Source organism: Bradyrhizobium sp. 132, from assembly GCF_023074185.1.
Lineage (GTDB): Bacteria > Pseudomonadota > Alphaproteobacteria > Rhizobiales > Xanthobacteraceae > Bradyrhizobium.
The window spans coordinates 122,715-142,825 of record NZ_JADPKY010000035.1 but is presented as its reverse complement, the minus strand read 5'-3'; the positions used below and the strand labels follow the sequence as shown (position 1 = coordinate 142,825).

General features: G+C 63.9%; 19 protein-coding genes. 8 read left to right on the top strand and 11 right to left on the bottom strand.

The genetic code is table 11. From position 1 onward, the window contains the following. Window positions 1-17: 17 nt before the first annotated feature. The 9 genes from IVA74_RS06800 to IVA74_RS06760 all read right to left on the bottom strand — a co-directional run bounded on the left by IVA74_RS06800 (window position 18) and on the right by IVA74_RS06760 (window position 10,472). Window positions 18-851 carry a phosphoenolpyruvate hydrolase family protein gene (locus IVA74_RS06800; RefSeq protein WP_247340947.1) on the bottom strand — a complete coding sequence of 278 codons (834 nt, stop codon included), beginning with the start codon at window positions 849-851 and terminating at the stop codon, window positions 18-20. 3 nt (window positions 852-854) lie between these two features. Then, window positions 855-3,065 (bottom strand): ABC transporter permease, encoded by a 2,211-nt coding sequence (locus tag IVA74_RS06795; protein ID WP_247340945.1) that lies wholly within the window; start codon window positions 3,063-3,065, stop codon window positions 855-857. After that, window positions 3,058-3,840: an ABC transporter ATP-binding protein gene (locus tag IVA74_RS06790; protein ID WP_247340943.1), complete on the bottom strand. Its 783-nt coding sequence runs from the start codon at window positions 3,838-3,840 to the stop codon at window positions 3,058-3,060. The genes IVA74_RS06795 and IVA74_RS06790 overlap by 8 nt, the downstream gene beginning before the upstream one ends. Continuing rightward, on the bottom strand, window positions 3,833-4,954 hold the full coding sequence (locus IVA74_RS06785; protein ID WP_247340942.1) for a branched-chain amino acid ABC transporter permease: 1,122 nt from the start codon (window positions 4,952-4,954) through the stop codon (window positions 3,833-3,835). Before IVA74_RS06785 ends, IVA74_RS06790 begins: the two co-directional genes overlap by 8 nt. A 1-nt stretch (window position 4,955) precedes the next feature. Continuing rightward, window positions 4,956-5,966: a branched-chain amino acid ABC transporter permease gene (locus IVA74_RS06780; protein ID WP_247340941.1), complete on the bottom strand. Its 1,011-nt coding sequence runs from the start codon at window positions 5,964-5,966 to the stop codon at window positions 4,956-4,958. Window positions 5,967-6,166: 200 nt separating this feature from the next. Next, entirely contained in the window at window positions 6,167-6,994 is an 828-nt protein-coding gene (locus IVA74_RS06775) for an AraC family transcriptional regulator (protein WP_247340940.1), read from the bottom strand. 130 nt (window positions 6,995-7,124) lie between these two features. Continuing rightward, a complete protein-coding gene (locus tag IVA74_RS06770; protein ID WP_247340939.1) occupies window positions 7,125-8,375 on the bottom strand; it encodes an ABC transporter substrate-binding protein in 1,251 nt (416 codons plus the stop codon). A gap of 312 nt (window positions 8,376-8,687) precedes the next feature. Further along, on the bottom strand, window positions 8,688-9,422 hold the full coding sequence (locus IVA74_RS06765) for an SDR family oxidoreductase (RefSeq protein ID WP_247340938.1): 735 nt from the start codon (window positions 9,420-9,422) through the stop codon (window positions 8,688-8,690). 15 nt (window positions 9,423-9,437) lie between these two features. Continuing rightward, window positions 9,438-10,472: a LacI family DNA-binding transcriptional regulator gene (locus IVA74_RS06760; protein WP_247340937.1), complete on the bottom strand. Its 1,035-nt coding sequence runs from the start codon at window positions 10,470-10,472 to the stop codon at window positions 9,438-9,440. A gap of 198 nt (window positions 10,473-10,670) precedes the next feature. On the opposite strand from IVA74_RS06760, the gene IVA74_RS06755 reads away from it, so the two are divergent. The 8 genes from IVA74_RS06755 (at window position 10,671) to IVA74_RS06720 (ending at window position 19,011) form a co-directional block, all read left to right on the top strand. Further along, window positions 10,671-11,972: a sugar ABC transporter substrate-binding protein gene (locus tag IVA74_RS06755; RefSeq protein ID WP_247340936.1), complete on the top strand. Its 1,302-nt coding sequence runs from the start codon at window positions 10,671-10,673 to the stop codon at window positions 11,970-11,972. A 109-nt stretch (window positions 11,973-12,081) separates the two neighbouring features. Next, window positions 12,082-12,921: a sugar ABC transporter permease gene (locus tag IVA74_RS06750; RefSeq protein WP_247340935.1), complete on the top strand. Its 840-nt coding sequence runs from the start codon at window positions 12,082-12,084 to the stop codon at window positions 12,919-12,921. Window positions 12,922-12,925: 4 nt separating this feature from the next. Continuing rightward, window positions 12,926-13,753, top strand: a complete 828-nt coding sequence (locus tag IVA74_RS06745) for a carbohydrate ABC transporter permease (RefSeq protein ID WP_247340934.1) — start codon at window positions 12,926-12,928, stop codon at window positions 13,751-13,753. Between the two features lie 7 nt (window positions 13,754-13,760). Then, entirely contained in the window at window positions 13,761-14,765 is a 1,005-nt protein-coding gene (locus IVA74_RS06740) for a zinc-binding dehydrogenase (RefSeq protein WP_247340933.1), read from the top strand. Between the two features lie 6 nt (window positions 14,766-14,771). Then, a complete protein-coding gene (ugpC, locus tag IVA74_RS06735) occupies window positions 14,772-15,845 on the top strand; it encodes a sn-glycerol-3-phosphate ABC transporter ATP-binding protein UgpC (RefSeq protein WP_247340932.1) in 1,074 nt (357 codons plus the stop codon). Continuing rightward, window positions 15,842-16,801 carry a sugar kinase gene (locus tag IVA74_RS06730; RefSeq protein ID WP_247340931.1) on the top strand — a complete coding sequence of 320 codons (960 nt, stop codon included), beginning with the start codon at window positions 15,842-15,844 and terminating at the stop codon, window positions 16,799-16,801. Before ugpC ends, IVA74_RS06730 begins: the two co-directional genes overlap by 4 nt. After that, window positions 16,798-17,835: a tagatose 1,6-diphosphate aldolase gene (locus IVA74_RS06725; RefSeq protein ID WP_247340930.1), complete on the top strand. Its 1,038-nt coding sequence runs from the start codon at window positions 16,798-16,800 to the stop codon at window positions 17,833-17,835. Before IVA74_RS06730 ends, IVA74_RS06725 begins: the two co-directional genes overlap by 4 nt. A 48-nt stretch (window positions 17,836-17,883) precedes the next feature. Further along, window positions 17,884-19,011 carry a mandelate racemase/muconate lactonizing enzyme family protein gene (locus IVA74_RS06720; RefSeq protein WP_247340929.1) on the top strand — a complete coding sequence of 376 codons (1,128 nt, stop codon included), beginning with the start codon at window positions 17,884-17,886 and terminating at the stop codon, window positions 19,009-19,011. A 188-nt stretch (window positions 19,012-19,199) separates the two neighbouring features. Here IVA74_RS06720 and IVA74_RS06715 read toward each other — a convergent pair whose 3' ends face one another. After that, window positions 19,200-19,466: a twin-arginine translocation signal domain-containing protein gene (locus IVA74_RS06715; protein ID WP_247340928.1), complete on the bottom strand. Its 267-nt coding sequence runs from the start codon at window positions 19,464-19,466 to the stop codon at window positions 19,200-19,202. 23 nt (window positions 19,467-19,489) lie between these two features. Continuing rightward, window positions 19,490-20,074, bottom strand: coding sequence for an HdeD family acid-resistance protein (locus IVA74_RS06710; RefSeq protein WP_247340927.1), 585 nt, complete (start codon window positions 20,072-20,074; stop codon window positions 19,490-19,492). Window positions 20,075-20,111: the final 37 nt, after the last annotated feature.

Here is a 20,111-nt window from a genome sequence, read left to right as displayed (position 1 = left end):
CCCTCGTCCTTCCGGCGTTATCGCGCGCCGATCGCCTTGAATTTGCGCACCTGATCCGTCAGCGCCCGCTCGACCGGCAGCCGCTCCATCGAGGAGGCGCCATAGAAGCCGTGGCAGTGGCGCGTGTTCCTCATGATGAAATCGGCATCGTCCGGATCGGCAATCGGTCCGCCATGAGCGAGCACCAGAATGTCTGGATTGACGCTGAGCGCGGCGGAGGCCCAGGTGTCGATGTGCGCTGGGCAATCCTTCAGCTTGAGCGCGGTCTGCGCGCCGATGGTGCCCCCGGTCGTCAGGCCTAGATGACAGACGATGATATCCGCGCCTGCGATAGCCATCGCCGCGGCTTCCTTCTCGCTGAAGACGTAGGGCGTCGTCAGCAGGTCCTTCTCGCGCGCCTTTGCGATCATGTCGATCTCCAGCGCATAGGACATGCCGGTCTCTTCGAGGTTGGCGCGGAACACCCCGTCGATAAGGCCGACGGTCGGAAAGTTCTGCACGCCAGCGAAGCCGAGCGCCTTCAACTGATCCAGGAAAAGATCCATGTCGCGGAACGGATCGGTTCCGTTGACGCCTGCGAGCACTGGCGTCCTGGTTACGACGGGCAGCACTTCGCCGGCCATTTCCAGCACGATTGCGTTGGCGTCGCCGTAAGCCATCAATCCCGCGAGCGAGCCGCGGCCGGCCATGCGGTAGCGACCGGAATTGTAGATGACGATGAGGTCGACACCGCCGGCCTCCTCGCATTTGGCCGACAGGCCGGTGCCTGCGCCGCCGCCGACGATGGGCTCGCCGCGCCTGGCCATGTCGCGGAATCGTTTCAACAGTGCTGCGCGTTCAAACCGGGCCATCGGTCACCTCGCTAGTCTCCGGCGCGCCCCGGTGCGGCCGAACAATGTTCGGAACGCGCCGACAATGGTGGAGGCGAACTCGGGATCGTTGATGTTTTTGGAGACGCGGATGAGCTGACGGTTGGCGGTCTGCCGCACGTTCCGCTCCAGCGCGCGGAACAGCGCCGCATCGGCGTCCGGATCCCAGAATGGCTGTCCTCTCGCGTCGAGCGCGGAGACGCCGCCCTCGGGCAGGAAGAAGCGCACCGGGCCGTCCATCCGGTTGAGCCGATCGGCGACCCATTGCCCCATGCGCTCGTTCTCCTCCGCCGTGGTCCGCATCAGGGTGACCTGCGGGTTGTGGACGTGGAATTTCCTGCCGCGGTAGCGCTCCGGGATGGTCTCGGGGGCACCGAAATTCACCATGTCCAGTGCGCCAACCGAGCCGATGAAAGGCACCCGGCTGCGGATGATGGCGCCAAAGCGGTCGTCGGTTGCCGGGAACACGCCGCCCATCAGGAGATCGCCGACCTCCGTGGTCGTGAGGTCGATGACGCCCGCGAGCTGTCCGGAATCGACGAGCTTCTCCATTGAGCGGCCGCCAACGCCGGTGGCGTGGAAGACGATGCACTCGAAATCCCCGCCGAGGCCGGCCGCGATCTTCTGTACCGCCGGCGTCGTGACACCGAACATGGTGATGCCGACCGACGGCAATCCGCTGTCGCCGCGATCCTTGCGTGCATGCTGTTCGAGGCGCGCCTTGACCATGCCGGCCAGCGCGTTGGCGCCATTGGCGAGCACGGCGCGTGAAATCGAGTTGAGGCCCTGCACGTCGGCGACCGAATGCATCATGGTGATGTCCGCGGCGCCGACATAGGGCCCGACGTCGCCGGAGGCGACGGACGAGATGATCAGCTTCGGCACCCCGACAGGAAGGGTCCGCATACCCGGTGCGACCAGTGAGGCCGCGCCCGAGCCGCCCGCCGAAATCACGCCGGCAACATTGCTCTGGCGCCGCAGCCAGCTGGCGAACGCCTCGGCCATCGCGGTGACGGCGGCGCCGCGGTCGGGTCCGAACACCGCCGATCCGCCCCGACCGTGGTTCAAGGCGATCTCCTGAGCGGAGACGTCGCTGGCCGCGTGCCTGCCGCTGGTGGAGACATCGACCAATCGCGTGCGCAGACCGGCTCCGGTGATGATGTCGCGGATGAAGCGGAGCTCCGTGCCCTTGGTGTCGAGCGTACCGACGACGAGCACGACCGGGTGGCCCTGCGTTTGCGCCGCGACCGGTTCGCGCCTGCGCCGTGCCGTCTCGTCGAGACGCATCGCCTGTGCCGAGAACGTACGGGCGGCGGCCTCGATGCGAGCGATCGGCACCGGCTGCGACCAGCGCGTCGGCGGCGTCGGGTTCGACATGTAGATGCGGATCGCGCCGCCTGGGCGCGCTTGCCGCGGGGCAGGCTTCGCCTCCGTACCCGCGGGCAAGTCGAGGTCGAGCTCGAGCTCGGCGTGCAATCCGACGCCGAGCAGGCGCTGCTGCAGTTCGCGGTCGGCGGCCAGCCGCGCCGAATCGATGATGCGGTTGACGCGACCGTTGACCATGATGGCGACGTTGCGCGACACGGCGGTCGCCACGCCAATATTCTGCTCGATCACGAGGACGGACATGTCGCCGTCCTCGCCAAGCTGTAGCAGCATCTCCTCGACCTGGGCGACGATAACAGGCGCAAGCCCCTCGGTGGGCTCGTCCATGATCAGGAGCCGCGGGTTGGTGAGCAATGCGCGCGAGATCGCGAGCATCTGTTGCTCGCCGCCGGAGAGCTGGCCGCCGCCGTGACTCTTGCGCTCGGCCAATCGCGGAAATGTCTCGTAGATGCGCTCGACCGTCCAGGCGCCGCGGCGCAAGCCTGCAGCAAGCTGCAGATGCTCGTCGACGCTGAGCGAACGCCACAGCCGCCGTCCTTGCGGGACGTAGCCGACGCCGAGTCGGGCTATGTGGGCGGGCGGCCGCCGGGTAATGTCATCGCCGCGGACGCGGATCGAGCCGCCGCTGACCGGCGCCAGCCCCATGATGGCCTTGCACAGAGTGGTCTTGCCCATGCCGTTGCGGCCGACGACCGAGAACACGCCGGCCTCGAGCGTCAGGTCCACGCCCTGCAGCGCATGCGAATGGCCGTAGTAGACGTCCAGGCCGCGGACTTCGAGCGCGGCTGCGGATCGGCGGGCCTCACTCATGGCCGCCTCCGAGGTAAAGCTCCTGCACCTCGGGATCGGACTCGATCTCCTGCGGACGGCCTTCCTTGAAGATGCGCCCGTTGTGCATCATCGTGACGCTCTCGACGACGCGCAGGGCCACGTCCATGTCGTGCTCGATGATGATGTAGCCGATATGCGCCGGCAGCGAGGTCAATATCTCGATCAGCTCGGCACGCTCGGTCGGCGACAGTCCTGCGGCCGGTTCATCGAACAGGACGAAGCGAGGCGCGCCGGCAAGCGCCAGTGCGATCTCGAGCTGGCGCTGCTGGCCATGTGCGAGCTCGGCAACGTGCTGATCCTTCACGCCCATGAGATGGACGGCCTGCACGAGATTTTCGGCCGCGTGCATCAGCGCGTCGTTCTGGCCGGGGCGGAGAAACGAGAAACGCCCCCGTGAGACGCCGCGGCAAGCGAGATAGACATTGTCCTGGACGGTGAGGCCGGGGAACAGCGCGGAGATCTGGTAAGTCCGGCGCAGGCCGCGGCGGATTCGCTCATAGGGCGGGAACTGCGTGACGTCCTCGCCGAAGAAGCGGATGGTGCCGGAAGAAGGCGGGAAGTCGCCGGTGATGCAGTTGAACAGCGTGGTCTTGCCGGCGCCATTGGAGCCGAGCACGGCGCGCCGTTCGCCGGGGCGGACGGTAATGGTGACGTCGGTGAGCGCCGCGAGCGCGCCGAACATGCGCGTCACGCCGCGAAGCTCCAGCGCTGCGCCGGCACCGACGGCAGAGAGGCGTTGCGCGACGCTATCCATGGCTGGATCCTTGGCCAGATCCTCGGCCAGATACTCGGCCACGTCGGCCGCTTGAACTGACCGCGCCGGAACGTTGGCGCTGCCGCCAGCTCTGCCAGAGCCCGATGACGCCGTCCGAGGACCAGAACACGATGGCGAGGAAGCCAAGGCCGATCAGGAGCCGGAAGCGGTTGCCGTCGAGCCCCAGCTTGACCAGGAAGTCGAGGGCGAAGGTGCGCAGCAGCACGAAGATCAGCGCACCGATAAAGGGACCGATGGGCCGCGTGATGCCGCCGACCACTGCGATGATGAGGATATCGATGCAGGCTGCAACGCTCACGGATCCCGGCGAGATCTGTCCGTAGTTCCAGACTTGGAGCACCCCGGCCAGCGCCGCGACAAAGGACGCGAAGGCGTAAGCCGCGACGCGGTGCGCATTGACGTGGAAGCCGAGTGCCGCCATGCGGCGGGGATTGTCGCGCACACCTTGCAGCGCCAGGCCGAACGGGGCGCGAGAGATGTAGTCGACGGCGAAGTAGCAGAGTGCGGCAACCGCGAGGACGATATAGTAGTAGGGAATGTCGGCGCGCCAGTTGACGCCCCAGAAATGCGGCGTGGCAACGGTGTTGATGCCGGTATGCCCGTTGAAGATCGCCCAGTTCTGGTTGGTGAAATAATAGAACGCCGCGCCGATCGCGAGCGTGATCATGATGGTGTAGATACCTTCAGTGCGCACGGCCAGCGCGCCGCCAAGCGTGCCGAACATGGTCGCCAGCGCGAGTGCCATCGGAACCGCGAGCCACCACGGCCAGCCCAGGCTGATATTGGCGTTGCCGCTGACGCCGAACACCGCGACCATATAGGCGGAGAAACCCGCGATGGTGAGCTGCATCAGGCTGACCATGCCGCCATAGCCGGCAAGAAACATCAGACTCAGCGCCATGATTCCGAGAATCAGCGCGGTGGCGAAGATCTCGATCAGGAAGAAGCCGTTGGCGATCAGCGGCATGATCAGGAGAATGGCCGCGACGGTCCAGGCCGCTGGATTGTCGATCTCCGGCCATCCGCGCAATTTGGAGCCCTGAACCGCAGCCGTGGGACGAACCGTGACGTGGGCGTCGTGAGCGAGGGACATGTCAGCGCCTCGCCAACAGGCCCTGCGGCCGAATTGCCAGCACCAGCACCATGATCAGGAAGGTCACGACGATAGCGTAGGTCGGGATGTAGACCGAGCCGAGCTGCTCGGCGAGGCCGATGATGAGCGCGCCCAGCGCGGCTCCCGGGATCGAGCCCATGCCCCCGACGATCACGACAACGAGGGAGGCGAGCAGGAAGCGGATATCCTCGCCGGGAGAGAGCGACTGGAAAGTCCCGCCGACGACGCCGGCGATGCCGGCGAGCCCGGCGCCGAGCGCAAACACCACCACGAAGACGAGCTGGATCCGCACTCCGGTCGCAGCCAGGATGTCGCGATCGTCAACGCCGGCGCGGATGATCATGCCGATGCGCGTGCGGTTGAGCGCCAGCCACATCGCCACGCCGATCACGACGGAGGCGGCGAAGATCACGAGTCGGACCAAGGGATAGCGCAGATAGACCGGCTCGCCTGATGATTTGATCGCGGTGACCAGCGGCAGCTCCACAGGTCCGATCAGCCAGTTCGGGGTCTGAATCTGATAGAAATCGCCGCCGCAGGCCCACAGCATCAAATCGGCGAACACGATCGAAAGGCCGATCGTCACCATGGTCTGGCGCAGGTCCTGGCCCTCCATGCGGCGGAAGACGAGCACCTGAAGCAGGACGCCGACCAGTGCCGTCAGGATGAAGGCGACGATGAAGCTGAGGATCCATGAGCCGGTCGAAGCGCTGATGGCGTAGCCGACATAGCCGCCGAACAAATAGAGCGAGCCATGCGCGAGGTTGACGTTGCGCATCAGGCCGAAAATCAGCGTAAAACCGCTGGCGACGAGGAAGTAGAGCCCGCCGAGCGTGATGCCGTTGAAGACGGCGTTGAGGAAGACGCGCTTGCGGCCGATCGCTTCTTCAAGGCCCTGCGGCCACACCGCGAAAATCAGCCAAAGCGCCACCGCGATCGCGATGATGACAATCAGTGCCCAGGCGGGATGGCGTTCGACAAAGCGGGTCATGATCGCCGCTCCGTCTTCACGTCACCCCAACTCTCACCCCGCAAGCGGGGCGAAGGGGCACGCAGACCGTTGCCGGCCGCAAGCCCTGCCATGAACGTGCGCTCCCTATCGAGTGCGATCCTCTTTTCGGGACCGCGTTTGGCGCATCCTAATGCGGCCATAAGGGAGGCACTTGATCGTGAGTATCTTTTCGCGTGCCGTCAGGTGCGCAAAACCTTGGCCGCGCGGCGATAATCGGTCGGCGCCATGCCGACATTGGCGGCGAAGAAGCGGGTGAATCCGCTCTGCGATGAGAAGCCGAGGTCGAAGCCGATATCGGCGATCGGCGCTTCGCTCGCCACCAGCGCCTCCAGCGCCTGCTCCATCATCAGCGTGTTGAGATAGAGGTGTGGCGTGACGCCGGTCTGGGTGCGGAATAGCCGATAGAAATGCGGCCGCGACAGGCCGGATTCGCGCGCGATAGTGTCGAGCTCGATCTCGGCGCCGGGACTTTCCGACATCATCTTGATGCACTTGCGCACGCGAAAATCTGTGACGGAGCCATTTGCGCGCGGATCACGCGCGGTCGCGGCCTGCTGCCAGCTTTCGTCGTAACAGATATCGATCAGACCTCTCAGCTCGCCATCGAGGCTGTTGAGCGAGGGTGCGCCGCACACGAGGGCGGCTGCGTGCCTGATCTGCTTGTCCAGCGCAACCGACCGCGTGAACTGGGTACGGCCGAAGCGCAGGCGGTCGGCGCCGGGCGCATCTGGCGCGAACCACTCCGCATTGACATAGAGAACGAAGAAAACGGCGCCGCCTTCGAGATCGGACGGCAGAAAATTATGCGGCTCCCATGGATTGACCGCGACGACGGAACCTTCGGTGAGCTCGTAGTGTCCATCGCTGACATCAATGCAAGCGGGACGTCCCCCGACATGGAAGATCAAGTGACCTTCGCGATGTGCGTGGATGTTGAAAGGGCGGTTCAACTGATAGACCGTCGCCCGGCCAAAGCGGCCGTGGAAGACGGCGAGCGCCCGGCTCATGCCTTCCCTCCCAAAAGCTCTTGTCGTTTTTTGGTAGCGTTCAACAACCGGGGCGAGAATGCAAGGGCGCACGATGTCCGCGCCTTGCGAATCTCTCCCCGGTTAGTCATCGCTCGCGAACGAGACTACGTCAGTATTTCTTACATTCCGGCACTGTACGGCTTGGCAAACCGATCTTGGCGAACACCGCGGGATCATAGCCGAGCGTCTGGTTGACGTTCGGAATCACCTTCACGACCTTTGAAAACAGCGCTCCCTTGCCGTCGTCGACGACCTCGGTGACGAAGTTGGTGCCGATCGCCTGGCGGTTGGAGTCCAGCTTGATCTTGCCGTTGGGGGCATCGAGCTCGATCTTGGCGAGTGCTTCCTTGTACTTGGCCTGGTTGTTGGAGAGATCGCCGTTGACCTGACGCAGCGCCAGGATCAGCGCCATGGTCGAGCCGTAATAGTTGGTGGCGAGCAGCGATGGGCTCGGGAAGCGCTTGTTGGGCGGGAAGGCGTCCTGATAGTCCTTCACGAACTTCTGCCAACCGGGGTTTTCCCAGGTGTCGGCCTGGCCGCTCGCGGCCAGCGTGCCGACCAGCGCGTTCTTGGCGTTGCCCTTGGACGACAGGATGGTCTGGTCGATCATGATCGAGCCGCCCATCAGATGCGCCTTGCCGCCGGCCTGTTGGTACTGATTGAGGAAGTTGACGGCGTCGGCGCCGCCGAGGCCGAGATAGATTGCATCGACGTCGTCGGGCAGCGCGGCGATGACCGAGGCAAAGTCCTTGGTGCCAAGCGGCACCCATTGCCGGTTGGTGACCTGTCCGCCGGCACCGCAGAACTCGAGCACGAGGCCGAACACCTGGGTGTAGATGAAGGAGTAGTCTTCGCCGACGGTGGCGATCTTGCGATACTTCTTTTCCTCAAAGGCGTATTTTCCGAGGCCGACCTGCCATTGCGCGCCGTCCATGTTGTAGCGGAAGAAATTTGGAGCCGGATCGACATAGGTCGTTTCCTGGGCGCCGGAGGCGGCGTTGATGAAGGTCAGCTCGGGATGGGTCTTTGCAAAATTCTTGACCGCGATGCCTTCGTCTCCGGACAGCGGCGACAGCAGAATCTGCACCTTGTCCTGCTCGATCAGTTTTCGTACGGCGCGGACCGCGGAGTCGGGCGTCGCGTCGGTCGAGGCGATGACAAATTCGAGTTCCTTGTCGCCGACCTTCTTGCCGAGCACGTTGAGGGCCGTCTGGAAGCCGCGGATACCGTCCTCGCCGAGCACGGTGTAGGTGCCTTCGAGCGTCGCGGTGACGCCGACCTTGATCTTCTCCTGTGCGAAGGCGGTGCCCGAAAGTAACAGGCTGCTCAACGCGATCAGTCCTAGACTGCTTCTCAACATTGCTCCCCTCCCTGGGCGTTCTTGTCGCAATTTTTTACCGCACCCTCGCGCGTCCGCCGCGAGGTGCGGCGTTTTGGCGAGGCTGGCGGTTCTTGAAATGGAAGCTAACCGAACTCGGATGCAGCGCACGTGTCGGAGCCGTGCGCGGCTTAACGGCCAGTCTCATTTTGAATGTTGCGGCGCAAATCGTTCTGCGGTGCACTCTCGCGCATGTCTTCGGCAAAGAGATGAACGAGCAGCGTGCTTGTTGCAGGCTCGGACGCGTCAGTTCTGGCTAATGCGAAGCCCTTGTGGCCGGGAGCGTCGGGTCAATCATCCCGCCAAGAAACCGCCGTCTACGGCGACAACTGTTCCGGTCGCGTACTGCGAGGCCGGCATGCAGAGGAAGGCAACGGCGCCTGCAATGTCTTCCGGTTGCCCCCAGCGCTTGAACGCGGTGCGGTCGGCGATGCGCTGATAATGTGCGAGATCGGTGCGGCCGGCCGCGTTGATCGCCGTTTCGATATAGCCGGGCGCCACGGCATTGACGCGGATACCTTCCTCGGCCCATTTCAAGGCGAGCGCCTTGGTCAGCATCACGACGCCGCCTTTGCTGGCGCAGTAGGCGGGAATCCGCGGCAGCGCCAGCGTGGCATTCATCGAGGCGATGTTGACGATCGACCCTCCTCTCTCGGCGAGCAGCGGACGGAACGCCATGCAGGTTCGGAACGTGCCGGTGAGATTGACGTCGAGCACCTTCATGAAGGTCTCGATTTCGAATTCCTTGTCGCGCGCGAGAATTCCGGCGCAGTTGATCAGCGCGTCGACGCGCTCGTGCTGTCGGGAGAAAGAGGTGACAGCGTCGTCGTTCGTGACGTCGAGCGATGCGAGCGTGAGCCCGGTACGCGATTTCAGCAGGGTGCGCGCAAGATCGGTCTCGTTGGCACCTGTTGCAGTCACGGTTGCGCCGAGGTCGCGAAACTGGTTGCTGATTGCGGCGCCGATGTCGCCGGCCCCGCCGATCACCACGGCATGAAAGCCGGGGGCAAGAGAAAAGATTGAGCTCATCGCAAGGATCTCACTTCAGGATTTGGGAGGCGAAGCTGTCGATTCGCGGACTACCAGCGAAAAATCGATCTCTCGATGCATGATGGTTTGCTCGCCAGCGAGGCTGCGCACCAGATATTCTCCTGCGCGCTGCCAGGTTTCTCCGGTCGGAACATGGATCGTGGTCAAGCTAGGTCGCAAATGGCGGCTCCAGTCGAGGTCGTCGAAGCCGACGACTGATAGATCTCGCGGCACCGAAAAACCGCTGCGTTCAGCCTCGAGCAGGACGCCGTAGGCGATAACGTCGTTGCCGCACACCACGGCCGTTGGACGATCACTCAGATTGAGGAGATAGCGCGCCGCCTCGCGCGCGTCGTCCAGCGTATAGGGCACCTCGACGTGCCATTGCGGGGGGCGTTCGAGGCCGTTTTCCGTGAGCGCGCGGTGAAAGCCGGCGACGCGGGCGCTGGCGCGGTCGTTGTTGCGCTGGAGGGCCGAGACGATTCCGATGCGGCGATGGCCGAGTTCGATGACATGCGTGGCTGCGCGGTGCGCGGCAGCTTCGTTGTCGGTTCCGACACAGGGGTAGGGCCGGTCCGGCTGATAGATGCCGACATTGATGAAGGGCACTGCATTGTCCGCGAGCAGCTTGCGCAACCCGTCATGATGGCAGTCGCCGCGAAGCACGAGGCCATCGACACCGCGGCTGATCAGGTTGCGCGCCTGCTGTAATTCGACATCGAGATCATAGCCGCTGGTGGTGAGAAACAACATGTATCCAACCGAGGAGAGATACTGCTGAAGCGAAGCGATACCGCGCGCGAACATCGTATTGTCGATCGTCGGCACGATCGCGCCCAGCGTGCGCGAGCGCCGCGACGACAGGATGCGCGCCGGCGCATGCGGGATGTAGCCGAGTGCCTCGATGGCCTGCGTGATGCGCGCGCGTAAAGAGGGACTTACCGCGTCGGGATTGTTGAGAACGCGCGAGACCGACGCGGTCGAGACGCCGGCGCGGGCCGCAACGGCGCGGATGCCCTGCTTCATAGATTTGGCGTTCGTCAGTCTCATAAATGTAACGTTACATTGACATCAGGCGGCCGTTGGGTAGCGGCAATATTGTAAATCTGCCTTAGATTGTGCGGTTTGTCCATCGCTTGACAGGGCTGATGTGATGCTTAGGATGTAACCGTTTTCAGCCAATGTTCAAACAGATCGCGTTCAAAAAGGTCCGCCAGTTTAAGGCGGGCCAACCGGGAGGAGAGTTCGATGAAGGCCAGGATGCTCGTGACGCACGTCGCGTTGCCGGTTCTCGCTATTGCTGCCGCCAGTGCGCAGGCGCGCGCGGCCGATTTCGACTGGATGAAATTCAAGGGCAAGACGGTCACCTTTCTCGCCAACAACAATCCGGTCTCGCAGGCGCTGCTGACCTACAAGGCCGATTTCGAAAAGCTGACCGGCATGACGCTAAAGGTCGACGGCTATCAGGAACAGCAGATGCGCCAGCGTCTGGTCACGGTCATGAATGCGAACAGCGACGAGGTCGACGTGTTCATGACGCTGCCCTCGCGTGAAGGCGAACAGTTCGCCGCCGCCGGTTGGTACGGGGATCTCACCGCGATGGCCAAGAACGATGTCGCCAGGGAATACGACCCGGCCGGGCTGAGCCAGGCCCTCCTGAAGGCTGCGACATTCGGCGGCAAGCTGACCAGCATGCCCATGAACATCGAAGGTCCGATCTTCTATTACCGCACCGACATCTTCAAGAAATGCGGCATCGAGGCGCCGAAAACCATCAAGGACGTCGAGGCCGCGGCCGAGAAGATCAAGACCTGCGACAGCGCGGTCACGCCGTTCGTCTCGCGCGGCCTCAAGCCTGCGATCGCTTACACCTTCAGCAATGTGCTGCACAATGTCGGCGGCAGCTACATCGCCGCCGGCAAGTCGAACCTCTGCTCGGCCAAGGGCAAGGAGGCACTCGACACCTATAGCCGGTTGCTGCGTGACTTTGGACCGCCCGGCGTCGTCAACTACAGCTTCCAGCAGATTTCCGCGCTCTACCGCAGCGGCCGCGCTGCGATGGCGTTTGAATCGTCGAATGAGTTGCGCACGGTGATGGAAGGCGGCGCGCGCCTCAAGGATACGGGGCTCTTGCCGTTCCCGGCGGGCGAGGCCGGGCAGGTGCCAACCACGATCGGCTGGGGCATGGCAGTGTCCTCGCACAGCAGGCAGCCGGACGCAGCCTGGTATTTCGTGCAATGGGCGACCAGCCCCGAGGTGCAGAAGAAGATGGCGCTCCAGGGCATCGCTCCGCCGCGCCCGTCCGTCGCCAAGGATCCTGAATATCGCAAGTGGATCGACGAAGAACCGGTGCGCAAGGAATGGCAGGCCGCGCTCGACGTGCTCGCCACCAAGGGCTCCTCCGAGGTCGGCTATCCCATCGTCGCCAACCCCGAGTCGCGCGAGTTCATCGGCCAGGCCGTGCAGGATCTGATCCTGAAGCAGAAGCCGATCGACCAGGCTTGTGCTGACGCCGACAAGGCGCTCGACGCGCTGATCGCACAGAAATAAACGCCCGATGCCGGACGGCTTCGTGCCGGCCGGCATCTCAACCGATCAAGGACACGGACGCATGTCTGATGCGGCTGCGACAATAACGCGGGACCGGCAAAGACTGGAAATGTCGGCCCTCTCGGCGCCGGCCGTGATCTTCACGGTCGCGATGATCGCGTTTCCGGTCGTCTATACGATCTGGCTCGGCTTCCAGACTTTCTCCTCGACCGGCAAGCAATCCTTTGCCGGCCTCGCCAATTACTCCAAGCTGATCTCCGACTACGAATTCTGGCACGGGCTGTGGATCACCATTGCGCTGTTCGTGCTGTCGCTGGTGCTCCAACTCGTCTTCGGGGTCTGGCTCGCGCTGGTGCTGTTCCACGCCAAGCGCCTGCCCGGAATCGTGCGCTCGCTATTCATCTCGCCGTTCATGATGCCGCCGGTGGTGGCCGGCATGATGTGGCTGGTGATCCTCGATCCTTCGCTGGGTGCGGCCAACTATATCCTCCAGTCGTTAGGCCTGCCGCCGTCCGACTGGCTGGCATCGCCGTCACTGGTCATTCCGACCATCGCACTGATCGACAGCTGGCAGTGGACTCCTTATGTCGCTTTGATCGTGCTGGGTGGCCTGCAATCCCTGCCACCGAGCGTCTACGAAGCCGCGCAAATCGACGGCGCAACTCCATTCAAGACGTTCCCGCGCATCACGCTGCCGCTGCTGCTGCCGACGATCGTCACCGCGGCGATCCTGCGCAGCGTCGATCTCCTGCGCTTCTTCGACATCATCTACATCACCACCCAGGGCGGCCCGGGCAACGCCTCGAACACGCTCAACATCTATGGCTTCCGGGTCGGCTTCGAATTCTTCAACATCGGCTATGCCAGCGCGCTGATGCTGACGCTGACAGCGATCGTGTTCGGCGCCGTGCTCGCCTTCAACCGCCTTCGCGGCGCCGTGGCATGGTGACACCATGACGGACGCAGTCAACACCGATCGCTGGATCCGGCGGCTCAATCTGGTGCAGCTCGTGCTGGCCGGAATCATCATCATGGCGCCCACGGTCTGGATGGTGCTGTCCTCGTTCAAGCCATCGTTCGAGGTGACGGCCTATCCGCCGACGCTGGTCTTTACGCCGACGCTGGATAACTATGTCGAGCTGACGAAGACCACGCCGTTCCTGAGCTATGCCCTCAACAGCCTCATCGTCACCGTCGGCTCGACTGCGCTCGGGCTGCTGTTCGGAATTCCCGCCGCTTTCGCCGTGTCCTGGACGCGGATTACGTGGCCGGCGATCCTGACGCTCGCGGCGCGCATGGCGCCCGGCACGCTGTTCCTGCTGCCGTGGTACGTCATGTTCAGGCAGGTCGGCATGATCGGATCGTACACGGCGCTGATCCTCAGCCACGCCGTCATCACGCTGCCGATCGTGATCTGGGTACTGCTGCCGTCGTTCGATGGTATCCCGCGCAGCATCTTCGAGGCGGCGCAGGTCGACGGATGCCGCGTTACGCGCATCCTTTGGCGTATCGCGCTGCCGCTGGTGGCATCCGGCGTCGCCGTCGCCGCGATCCTCGCCTTCGTATTCTCGTGGAACTACTTCCTGTTTGCGCTGGTGCTCTCGAATGGCGACACCAAGACGCTGATCGCGGCGGCCTTCAACTTCATCGGCGAAGGCTCGACGCAATGGGGCGCCCTCATGGCCGCGGCGACGTTGATCGCATTGCCGCCGCTGGTGCTGGCCGCCCTGGTTCAGCGCTGGCTGGTGTCCGGGCTGACGCTCGGTGCGGTGAAAGGCTAGGTATCTGATGAATTTATCACCACGACCGAATTCGATCATGCAGGCGGCGGTCTTTCATGGCCACGACCGCATCACCATCGAGCGTGTGGCGATGCCTGACGTCGGGGCAGGCGAGCTCCTCGTGCGTGTCTCGCGCACCGCGCTGTGTGGTTCGGACTTCAAGCTCTGGCACAAGGGCGCCGAGTTCACCGCTGGCCACGAGATTTTCGGCGTCGTCGAGCAGCCCGGTCACCGCCTGCATGGCCGCCGTTGCGCCGTCTATATTCCCTTGCATTGCGATCACTGTGCCGCCTGCAAGCGCGGCGATACCCAGATGTGCCTCGAAGTCTCCAGCCTGATCGGTTGGAACAGGCCCGGCGGCTATGCCGAATATGTGCCGGTGCCGGAAAATTGCCTGCTTCCGGTGCCCGACGATATCGAGGACAGCCTCGCGCCGCTCCTGCTCGACACCATCGGCACGTCCGGCCACGCCGTGCGCTTTGTCAGCCGCGTGGTGCCGCCGGGCGAGGCGGGGCCGGTTCTCGTGATGGGAGCAGGGCCTGTCGGTCTCGGCGTCGTACTGGCGCTCCGTGCGCTCGGCTACGACGACATCCACGTCGCCGATCCGAACGCGGCGCGCCTGAAGATCGCGCAATCGTTCGGTGCGAAGGCGCATCCGGAGGGCGATGCGTCAAAACGCTTTGCCCTCATCATGGAATGCTCCGGCGCGCATGCCGCGCGCAACCTCGGGATCGAACTCGTGCTGCCGCGGGGCGCGCTGGTGTTGGTCGGCGAGAACGCCGCGCCCTGGACTATCGAGGAAGGCAAGGTGTTCCGCCGCAAGGATTTTTACATGATCCGGACCTTCTATTTCCCGGTCTCGGACTTCGAGCCGAATGTCGAGTTGCTGCGCAAGTACAAGGACGAGTACCGCGTGCTCGTCGATGGCGAGTTCGGCCTGTCGGCTCTGCCCGAGAATTTCGCGCGGTTCGCCAAGGGCGAGTTGATCAAGCCAGTTCTGGCGCTGGATTAAACGATCATGGCCTCGATATCGATCCGTAACCTCGTCAAGCGCTACGGCAATTTCACCGTGATCCCCGATCTCAATCTGGAGATCGCTGACCACGAATTCGTAGTGTTCGTCGGCCCGTCCGGCTGCGGCAAGTCGACCCTGCTGCGCATCATTGCGGGCCTCGAGCCGATTTCATCGGGAGACCTTTATATCGGCGACAAGCGCGTCAACGGCGTCCAGGCCGCGCGGCGCGACATTGCGATGGTGTTCCAGGACTACGCGCTCTATCCGCACATGCGCGTCTACGACAATATGTCGTTTGCGCTGGAGTTGCGGGGGACGCCGAAGGCGGAGATCGATGCGCGGGTGAAGCGCGCCGCCGCGCTTTTGCACATCGAGCCCTATCTCGACCGCAAGCCGAAAGAGCTCTCCGGTGGTCAGCGCCAGCGGGTCGCCATGGGCCGCGCGATCGTGCGCAATCCCAAGGCGTTCCTGTTCGACGAACCGCTGTCCAATCTCGACGCAAAACTGCGCGGGCAGGTGCGGGCGGAGATCAAGGCGCTGTCGCAGGAGCTCAAGACCACCATGGTCTTCGTGACCCATGACCAGATCGAAGCCATGACCATGGCGGACCGGATCGTCGTGCTCCAGAGCGGCACGATCCAGCAATATGACACGCCGGAGACGGTCTACGAGCGGCCGGCCAACCAGTTCGTGGCCGGCTTCATCGGCTCGCCCGCCATGAATTTCTTCGCCGTAGAATGGCTCGAGGAGCGTGCGATCCTTTCGCAAGGAGGAGCAACGCTGCCGTTGGATGGTGAGACCGCGGGCCGCCTGCGGCAGGCCGGCAGCGCTGTCGTCGGTGTTCGCCCTGAACATTTTGCCATTGCTCCCGATGCCGCCGACGGCATCGCCATCGACGTCAAGCTCGTCGAGCCGCTCGGCTCGGATACGCTGATCCATTTCGATCTCGCCGGCGTGTCGTCGATCGCGCGGGTCGATCCGTCCCTGCGGCCAAAGGTCGGCGATCGTCTCGGCCTGCGTCCGCAGGCGGGCAAGACCCATTTGTTCGATGCGACCAACGGGCAGGTCTTACGGTGAGCGCGTCGGCGAACATCGGAGATATGTCGGCGCTGGCGGACGTGGCGTCCGGGGCCCGGCCTGTGCAGGTGGTCTGCCTGGGATTGTCCGCGCTTGACCAGGTCTGGCGCGTCGATCGTCTGTTCGTGGGTGGAAGCGAGAAGATCAAGGCCGCCGGCTACGGCGCGCTTGGCGGAGGCATGGCTGCCAATGCGTCAGTCGCGGTGGCAAAGCTCGGCGCTTCCGTCGCGTTCTGGGGCCGGGCAGGCAATGATGCCGCGGGCGCGGAGATGCGCTCGGCCTTTGTTGCCGAAGGCGTCGATGTCGATAATTTCCGGCTGTTTCCCAATGGCCGCTCCTCCGTCTCCGGAATCATCGTCGATCGCTCGGGTGAGCGGCAGATCGTCAACTTCCGTGGCCTGTTCCCGGAAGCTGCGGATTGGCTTCCGCTCGAAGCGGTCGCCCGCGCATCCTCCGTGCTGGCCGATCCGCGCTGGGTCGAAGGTGCCGCGACGTTGTTCCGTGAAGCCCGCGCGCGCGGCATTCCCGCGGTGCTTGACGGCGACGTGGCCGATGCCGACGTATTCGAGCGGCTGCTGCCCTTGACCGACCACGCGATCTTCTCCGAACCCGCGCTCACATCCTTTGCCGGCTCGGCTAGAGATGAATCTCTTGCCTCGCTCGCGCGCTTCGGCTGCCGTGTCATCGCCGTCACGCGCGGTGATGCGGGCGTGAGCTGGTACGAGAATGGCCAACTGCACCAGCAGGCCGCGTTTGCGGTCGATGTCGTCGACACCACCGGCGCGGGCGACGTCTTCCACGGCGCCTATGCGCTTGCGATCGGCGTCGGCCTCGATGTGCGCGCCGCCATGGCGTTTTCGGCAGCGACAGCTGCGATGAAATGCCGCCACGCCGGCGGCCGCAACGGAATCCCCACCATCAACGAGTGTCTTGCATTCATGAGGACGAAGCCATGAGAACGATTGGAAAGAACCGCGGCCTGGCACGGCTCGCAGACGCGGATGGCCACTTTCGCATGGTCGCGCTGGATCAGCGGCCGCCACTTTTCGATGCTATCGCGAAAGCAAGAGGCATCGCGCGGGATCAGGTCGAATATTCCGACGTGACGGCGGCCAAGCGTCTCCTGGTCGAGAACCTCGCGCCGCATTGCAGCTCGATGCTGTTCGACCCAAATTTCGCGGTGCCTGCCGCGATCGATCTGCTGCCGCCGCGCTGCGGCCTGATCATGACGCTGGAAGAGCATCGCGTCGAAGAAACCGCAGGCGGTCGCAAGTCACGCGCAATCACCAACTGGAGCGTGGAGAAAATCCGTGCCATGGGGAGCGATGCCGTCAAGGTGCTGGCCTGGTACCGGCCGGATGCCGATGCCGCGGTGAACGAACATCAGAAGCGGTTTGTCCGCGAGATCGGCGAGAACTGCGCCCGCCAGGACATTCCCTATGTCCTCGAGCTGCTTGTCTATCCGTTCCTCGGCAGCGCCAATCACAGCGCTGATTACGTGGAGTCGCCGGGCAAGCTGCCGGGCCTCGTCATCGACAGCGTCCGCGAGTTTGCCAAGCCGGAATACTGCGTCGATCTCCTCAAGCTGGAGAGCCCGCTGGCGGCCAATAGCCTGCCGGCCCGCGACGGCAGTGCGCAAGCGAAAGCCGCGCAGAAGGAATTCGATTCGATTGGCGATCTCTGCCGCGAGCGCAACATCCCCTGGGTGCTGCTGTCGGGTGGCGCTGCGCCCGAAAAGTTCGAGCGCGTCCTCGACTTCGCCTATGCTGCGGGCGCCGGCGGCTTCCTCGCCGGCCGCACCATCTGGCTCGATGCCGTCCTGAAGAATTTTCCGGACCGCGCGGCGGTGTCGGCAAGCCTGCGCAACGATGGCCTCAACGTGCTCGAACGGCTCAGCGAACTGACCACGGCCAAAGGCACGCCGTGGAAGGCGCGCTTTCCTGTGTTCACTGATATCAAGCAGGAAGGTGACTTCGCGCGCGCCTATTGAGAGGGTGGCAGTTCAGCGTGGTCCGATCTCGCTCGCAGGATCTGCAACATGACGACTGACAGCTTCACCATCCGCTCGATCGAGGCGTTCTGCTATCGCTATCCGTTGGCGACGCCGGTGGTGACGTCGTTCGGAAAAATGCTCAACCGCCCCGCCGTCTTCGTTCGTGCTGTCGACGAAGACGGCGTCGAGGGGTGGGGCGAAGCCTGGTCCAACTTCCCCGCACCGGGGGCGGAGCATCGCGCACGGCTCGTCAACGAGGTGCTCGCGCCCGGCCTCGTAGGGCGCAAGTTCGATAGTCCCGCGCTGGCATTCGAGGTCCTGACCAAGGGCACCGAGGTGCTTGCGCTTCAATGCGGCGAGCCCGGCCCGTTCGCGCAGGCGATTTCGGGCATCGATCTCGCTCTGTGGGATCTCTCCGCGCGTCGGCAGCGCTTGCCACTGTGGCGGCTTCTCGGCGGGCAGTCGCGCAGGATCAAGGTCTATGCCAGCGGCATCAATCCCGGCGGCGCCGCGCAAACAGCCGAAGCCGCGCTCAAGCGCGGCCATCGCGCGTTGAAGCTGAAGGTCGGGTTCGGAGCCGAGACCGATCTCGCCAATCTGGCTGCACTGCGCGCGATCGTTGGTGCCGACATGCTCGCCACAGATGCCAATCAAGGCTGGTCAGTCACGCAGGCGCTGGAGATGATGCCGCGCCTTGCCGAATTTGATTTGCGTTGGTTGGAAGAGCCCATCAGGGCCGATCGGCCGCGCGAGGAGTGGCACAAGCTGCGCGCCGAGGCGAAGATGCCGATTGCCGCCGGCGAAAACATTTCGAGCGTCGAAGGCTTCAAGGAAGCCCTGGCCGAAGACGTGCTCGGCGTGGTCCAACCCGATATCGCGAAGTGGGGCGGGCTCAGCGCCTGCGCTGGACTGGCTCGCGACATTCTGAAGGCGGGCAAGGCCTTCTGTCCGCACTATCTCGGCGGCGGCCTCGGCTTGCTTGCGTCCGCGCATGTTCTCGCCGGTATCGGTGGCGACGGCTGGCTGGAAGTCGATGCCAATGACAATCCGTTGCGCGATCTGTTTTGTGGCCCGATCCTCAATGTGAGGGAGGGCACGGTTGAATTGGACCAGGATCCGGGGCTCGGAATAGTGCCTGAACTTTCATATATCGAACGCTATCGCAGCAGTTAGACTTGCGGGCGATCTGTCGGCCTTCTGGCCACTGTGGATCACTCTTGATTGAGCTCGATTTCTTTGGCCACGATTTCGAGGCGTGGAAAGCGAGCAATGAGGCCCAGGGGCTTCCAGGTGAGTAGGCGATCCTCACGGCCGGTGCTCATAGGCGCAGATGCTCGATGCTTGCGGACCGGTCGATCCGATTAGAACCAGCGCCAGCCGCAAACACGGCGGCCGCGATGCCACCAGCAAACCCATCGGCGCCGACGCCGGCGCGGCGGAGGCCCCCAACCGGGACCCCACTGTGCTTCAGTCACGAAGTTGGGCCGCTTATCGGCAGGTCCGGGGTTGGACGCGACCGGCATCGCCTCCGCTGTGCCGATGAAGCGAAGTGCAATCGCGCCAACCGCGCCAGCGGCGACGGCGTTCTGGGCGAGACCGAGGAAATCGCGACGGGTGGGAGCGTTCATGGTTTTCTCCTCTTCGGGTTAGGTTAAGCGGCTCTCCGCGGGGATTGCAGCGCGTAGAGCAGCCAAGCGAGCCCGTGCGAAATCAGATCGACTCCCAGCAGGAATCCAAGCGCCCAGACGCTGATGGACGGGAAGCCAAACACGATCAGGAAGCCGGCGAGCAGTCCGATGACGCCAGAAACCAGCATCAGCCAGCCACCCTGTCGCCAATGTGCAAAGCTCAGCACGCACCGGATGATGCCCGATGCCAACAGAACCGCGCCCAGCAGGGAGGTCAGGATGAGGGCACCGGCCGCCGGCTGCATGAGCAGCAGCAACCCGAACGCGAGATAGAGCGCGCCGAGCAGGATCTGCCACAGGAATCCGCCCCATCCCTTCGTCCAGAAGGCGTGGATGATCTCGAATGCACCGGCAAGAATTGCGGTAAGCCCGATCAGCTTGACGCTGATGATCGTTGCGAAGACGATGTCGCCCAGCGCCAAGATGCCGGCCGCGATCATCACGACGCCAAGGAGCGCGCATGTCCACCGGGATGGAGAACTAAAGGTCTTTACCTGGGGGCTGCTATCGTAGGTGGCCACGTCATCCTCCCGCATTCCGGCGGCCAATCAAGTTGGCGCCACGGAAACGCTAGTCGCCGCCGCG

Excerpts from the sequence above, each read along its gene's own strand:
- IVA74_RS06800 (WP_247340947.1), bottom strand. The coding sequence starts at position 851 with ATGGCCCGGTTTGAACGCGCAGCACTGTTGAAACGATTCCGCGACATG.
- IVA74_RS06795 (WP_247340945.1), bottom strand. The coding sequence starts at position 3,065 with ATGAGTGAGGCCCGCCGATCCGCAGCCGCGCTCGAAGTCCGCGGCCTG.
- IVA74_RS06790 (WP_247340943.1), bottom strand. The coding sequence starts at position 3,840 with ATGGATAGCGTCGCGCAACGCCTCTCTGCCGTCGGTGCCGGCGCAGCG.
- IVA74_RS06785 (WP_247340942.1), bottom strand. The coding sequence starts at position 4,954 with ATGTCCCTCGCTCACGACGCCCACGTCACGGTTCGTCCCACGGCTGCG.
- IVA74_RS06780 (WP_247340941.1), bottom strand. The coding sequence starts at position 5,966 with ATGACCCGCTTTGTCGAACGCCATCCCGCCTGGGCACTGATTGTCATC.
- IVA74_RS06775 (WP_247340940.1), bottom strand. The coding sequence starts at position 6,994 with ATGAGCCGGGCGCTCGCCGTCTTCCACGGCCGCTTTGGCCGGGCGACG.
- IVA74_RS06770 (WP_247340939.1), bottom strand. The coding sequence starts at position 8,375 with ATGTTGAGAAGCAGTCTAGGACTGATCGCGTTGAGCAGCCTGTTACTT.
- IVA74_RS06765 (WP_247340938.1), bottom strand. The coding sequence starts at position 9,422 with ATGAGCTCAATCTTTTCTCTTGCCCCCGGCTTTCATGCCGTGGTGATC.
- IVA74_RS06760 (WP_247340937.1), bottom strand. The coding sequence starts at position 10,472 with ATGAGACTGACGAACGCCAAATCTATGAAGCAGGGCATCCGCGCCGTT.
- IVA74_RS06755 (WP_247340936.1), top strand. The coding sequence starts at position 10,671 with ATGAAGGCCAGGATGCTCGTGACGCACGTCGCGTTGCCGGTTCTCGCT.
- IVA74_RS06750 (WP_247340935.1), top strand. The coding sequence starts at position 12,082 with ATGTCGGCCCTCTCGGCGCCGGCCGTGATCTTCACGGTCGCGATGATC.
- IVA74_RS06745 (WP_247340934.1), top strand. The coding sequence starts at position 12,926 with ATGACGGACGCAGTCAACACCGATCGCTGGATCCGGCGGCTCAATCTG.
- IVA74_RS06740 (WP_247340933.1), top strand. The coding sequence starts at position 13,761 with ATGAATTTATCACCACGACCGAATTCGATCATGCAGGCGGCGGTCTTT.
- ugpC (WP_247340932.1), top strand. The coding sequence starts at position 14,772 with ATGGCCTCGATATCGATCCGTAACCTCGTCAAGCGCTACGGCAATTTC.
- IVA74_RS06725 (WP_247340930.1), top strand. The coding sequence starts at position 16,798 with ATGAGAACGATTGGAAAGAACCGCGGCCTGGCACGGCTCGCAGACGCG.
- IVA74_RS06720 (WP_247340929.1), top strand. The coding sequence starts at position 17,884 with ATGACGACTGACAGCTTCACCATCCGCTCGATCGAGGCGTTCTGCTAT.
- IVA74_RS06715 (WP_247340928.1), bottom strand. The coding sequence starts at position 19,466 with ATGAACGCTCCCACCCGTCGCGATTTCCTCGGTCTCGCCCAGAACGCC.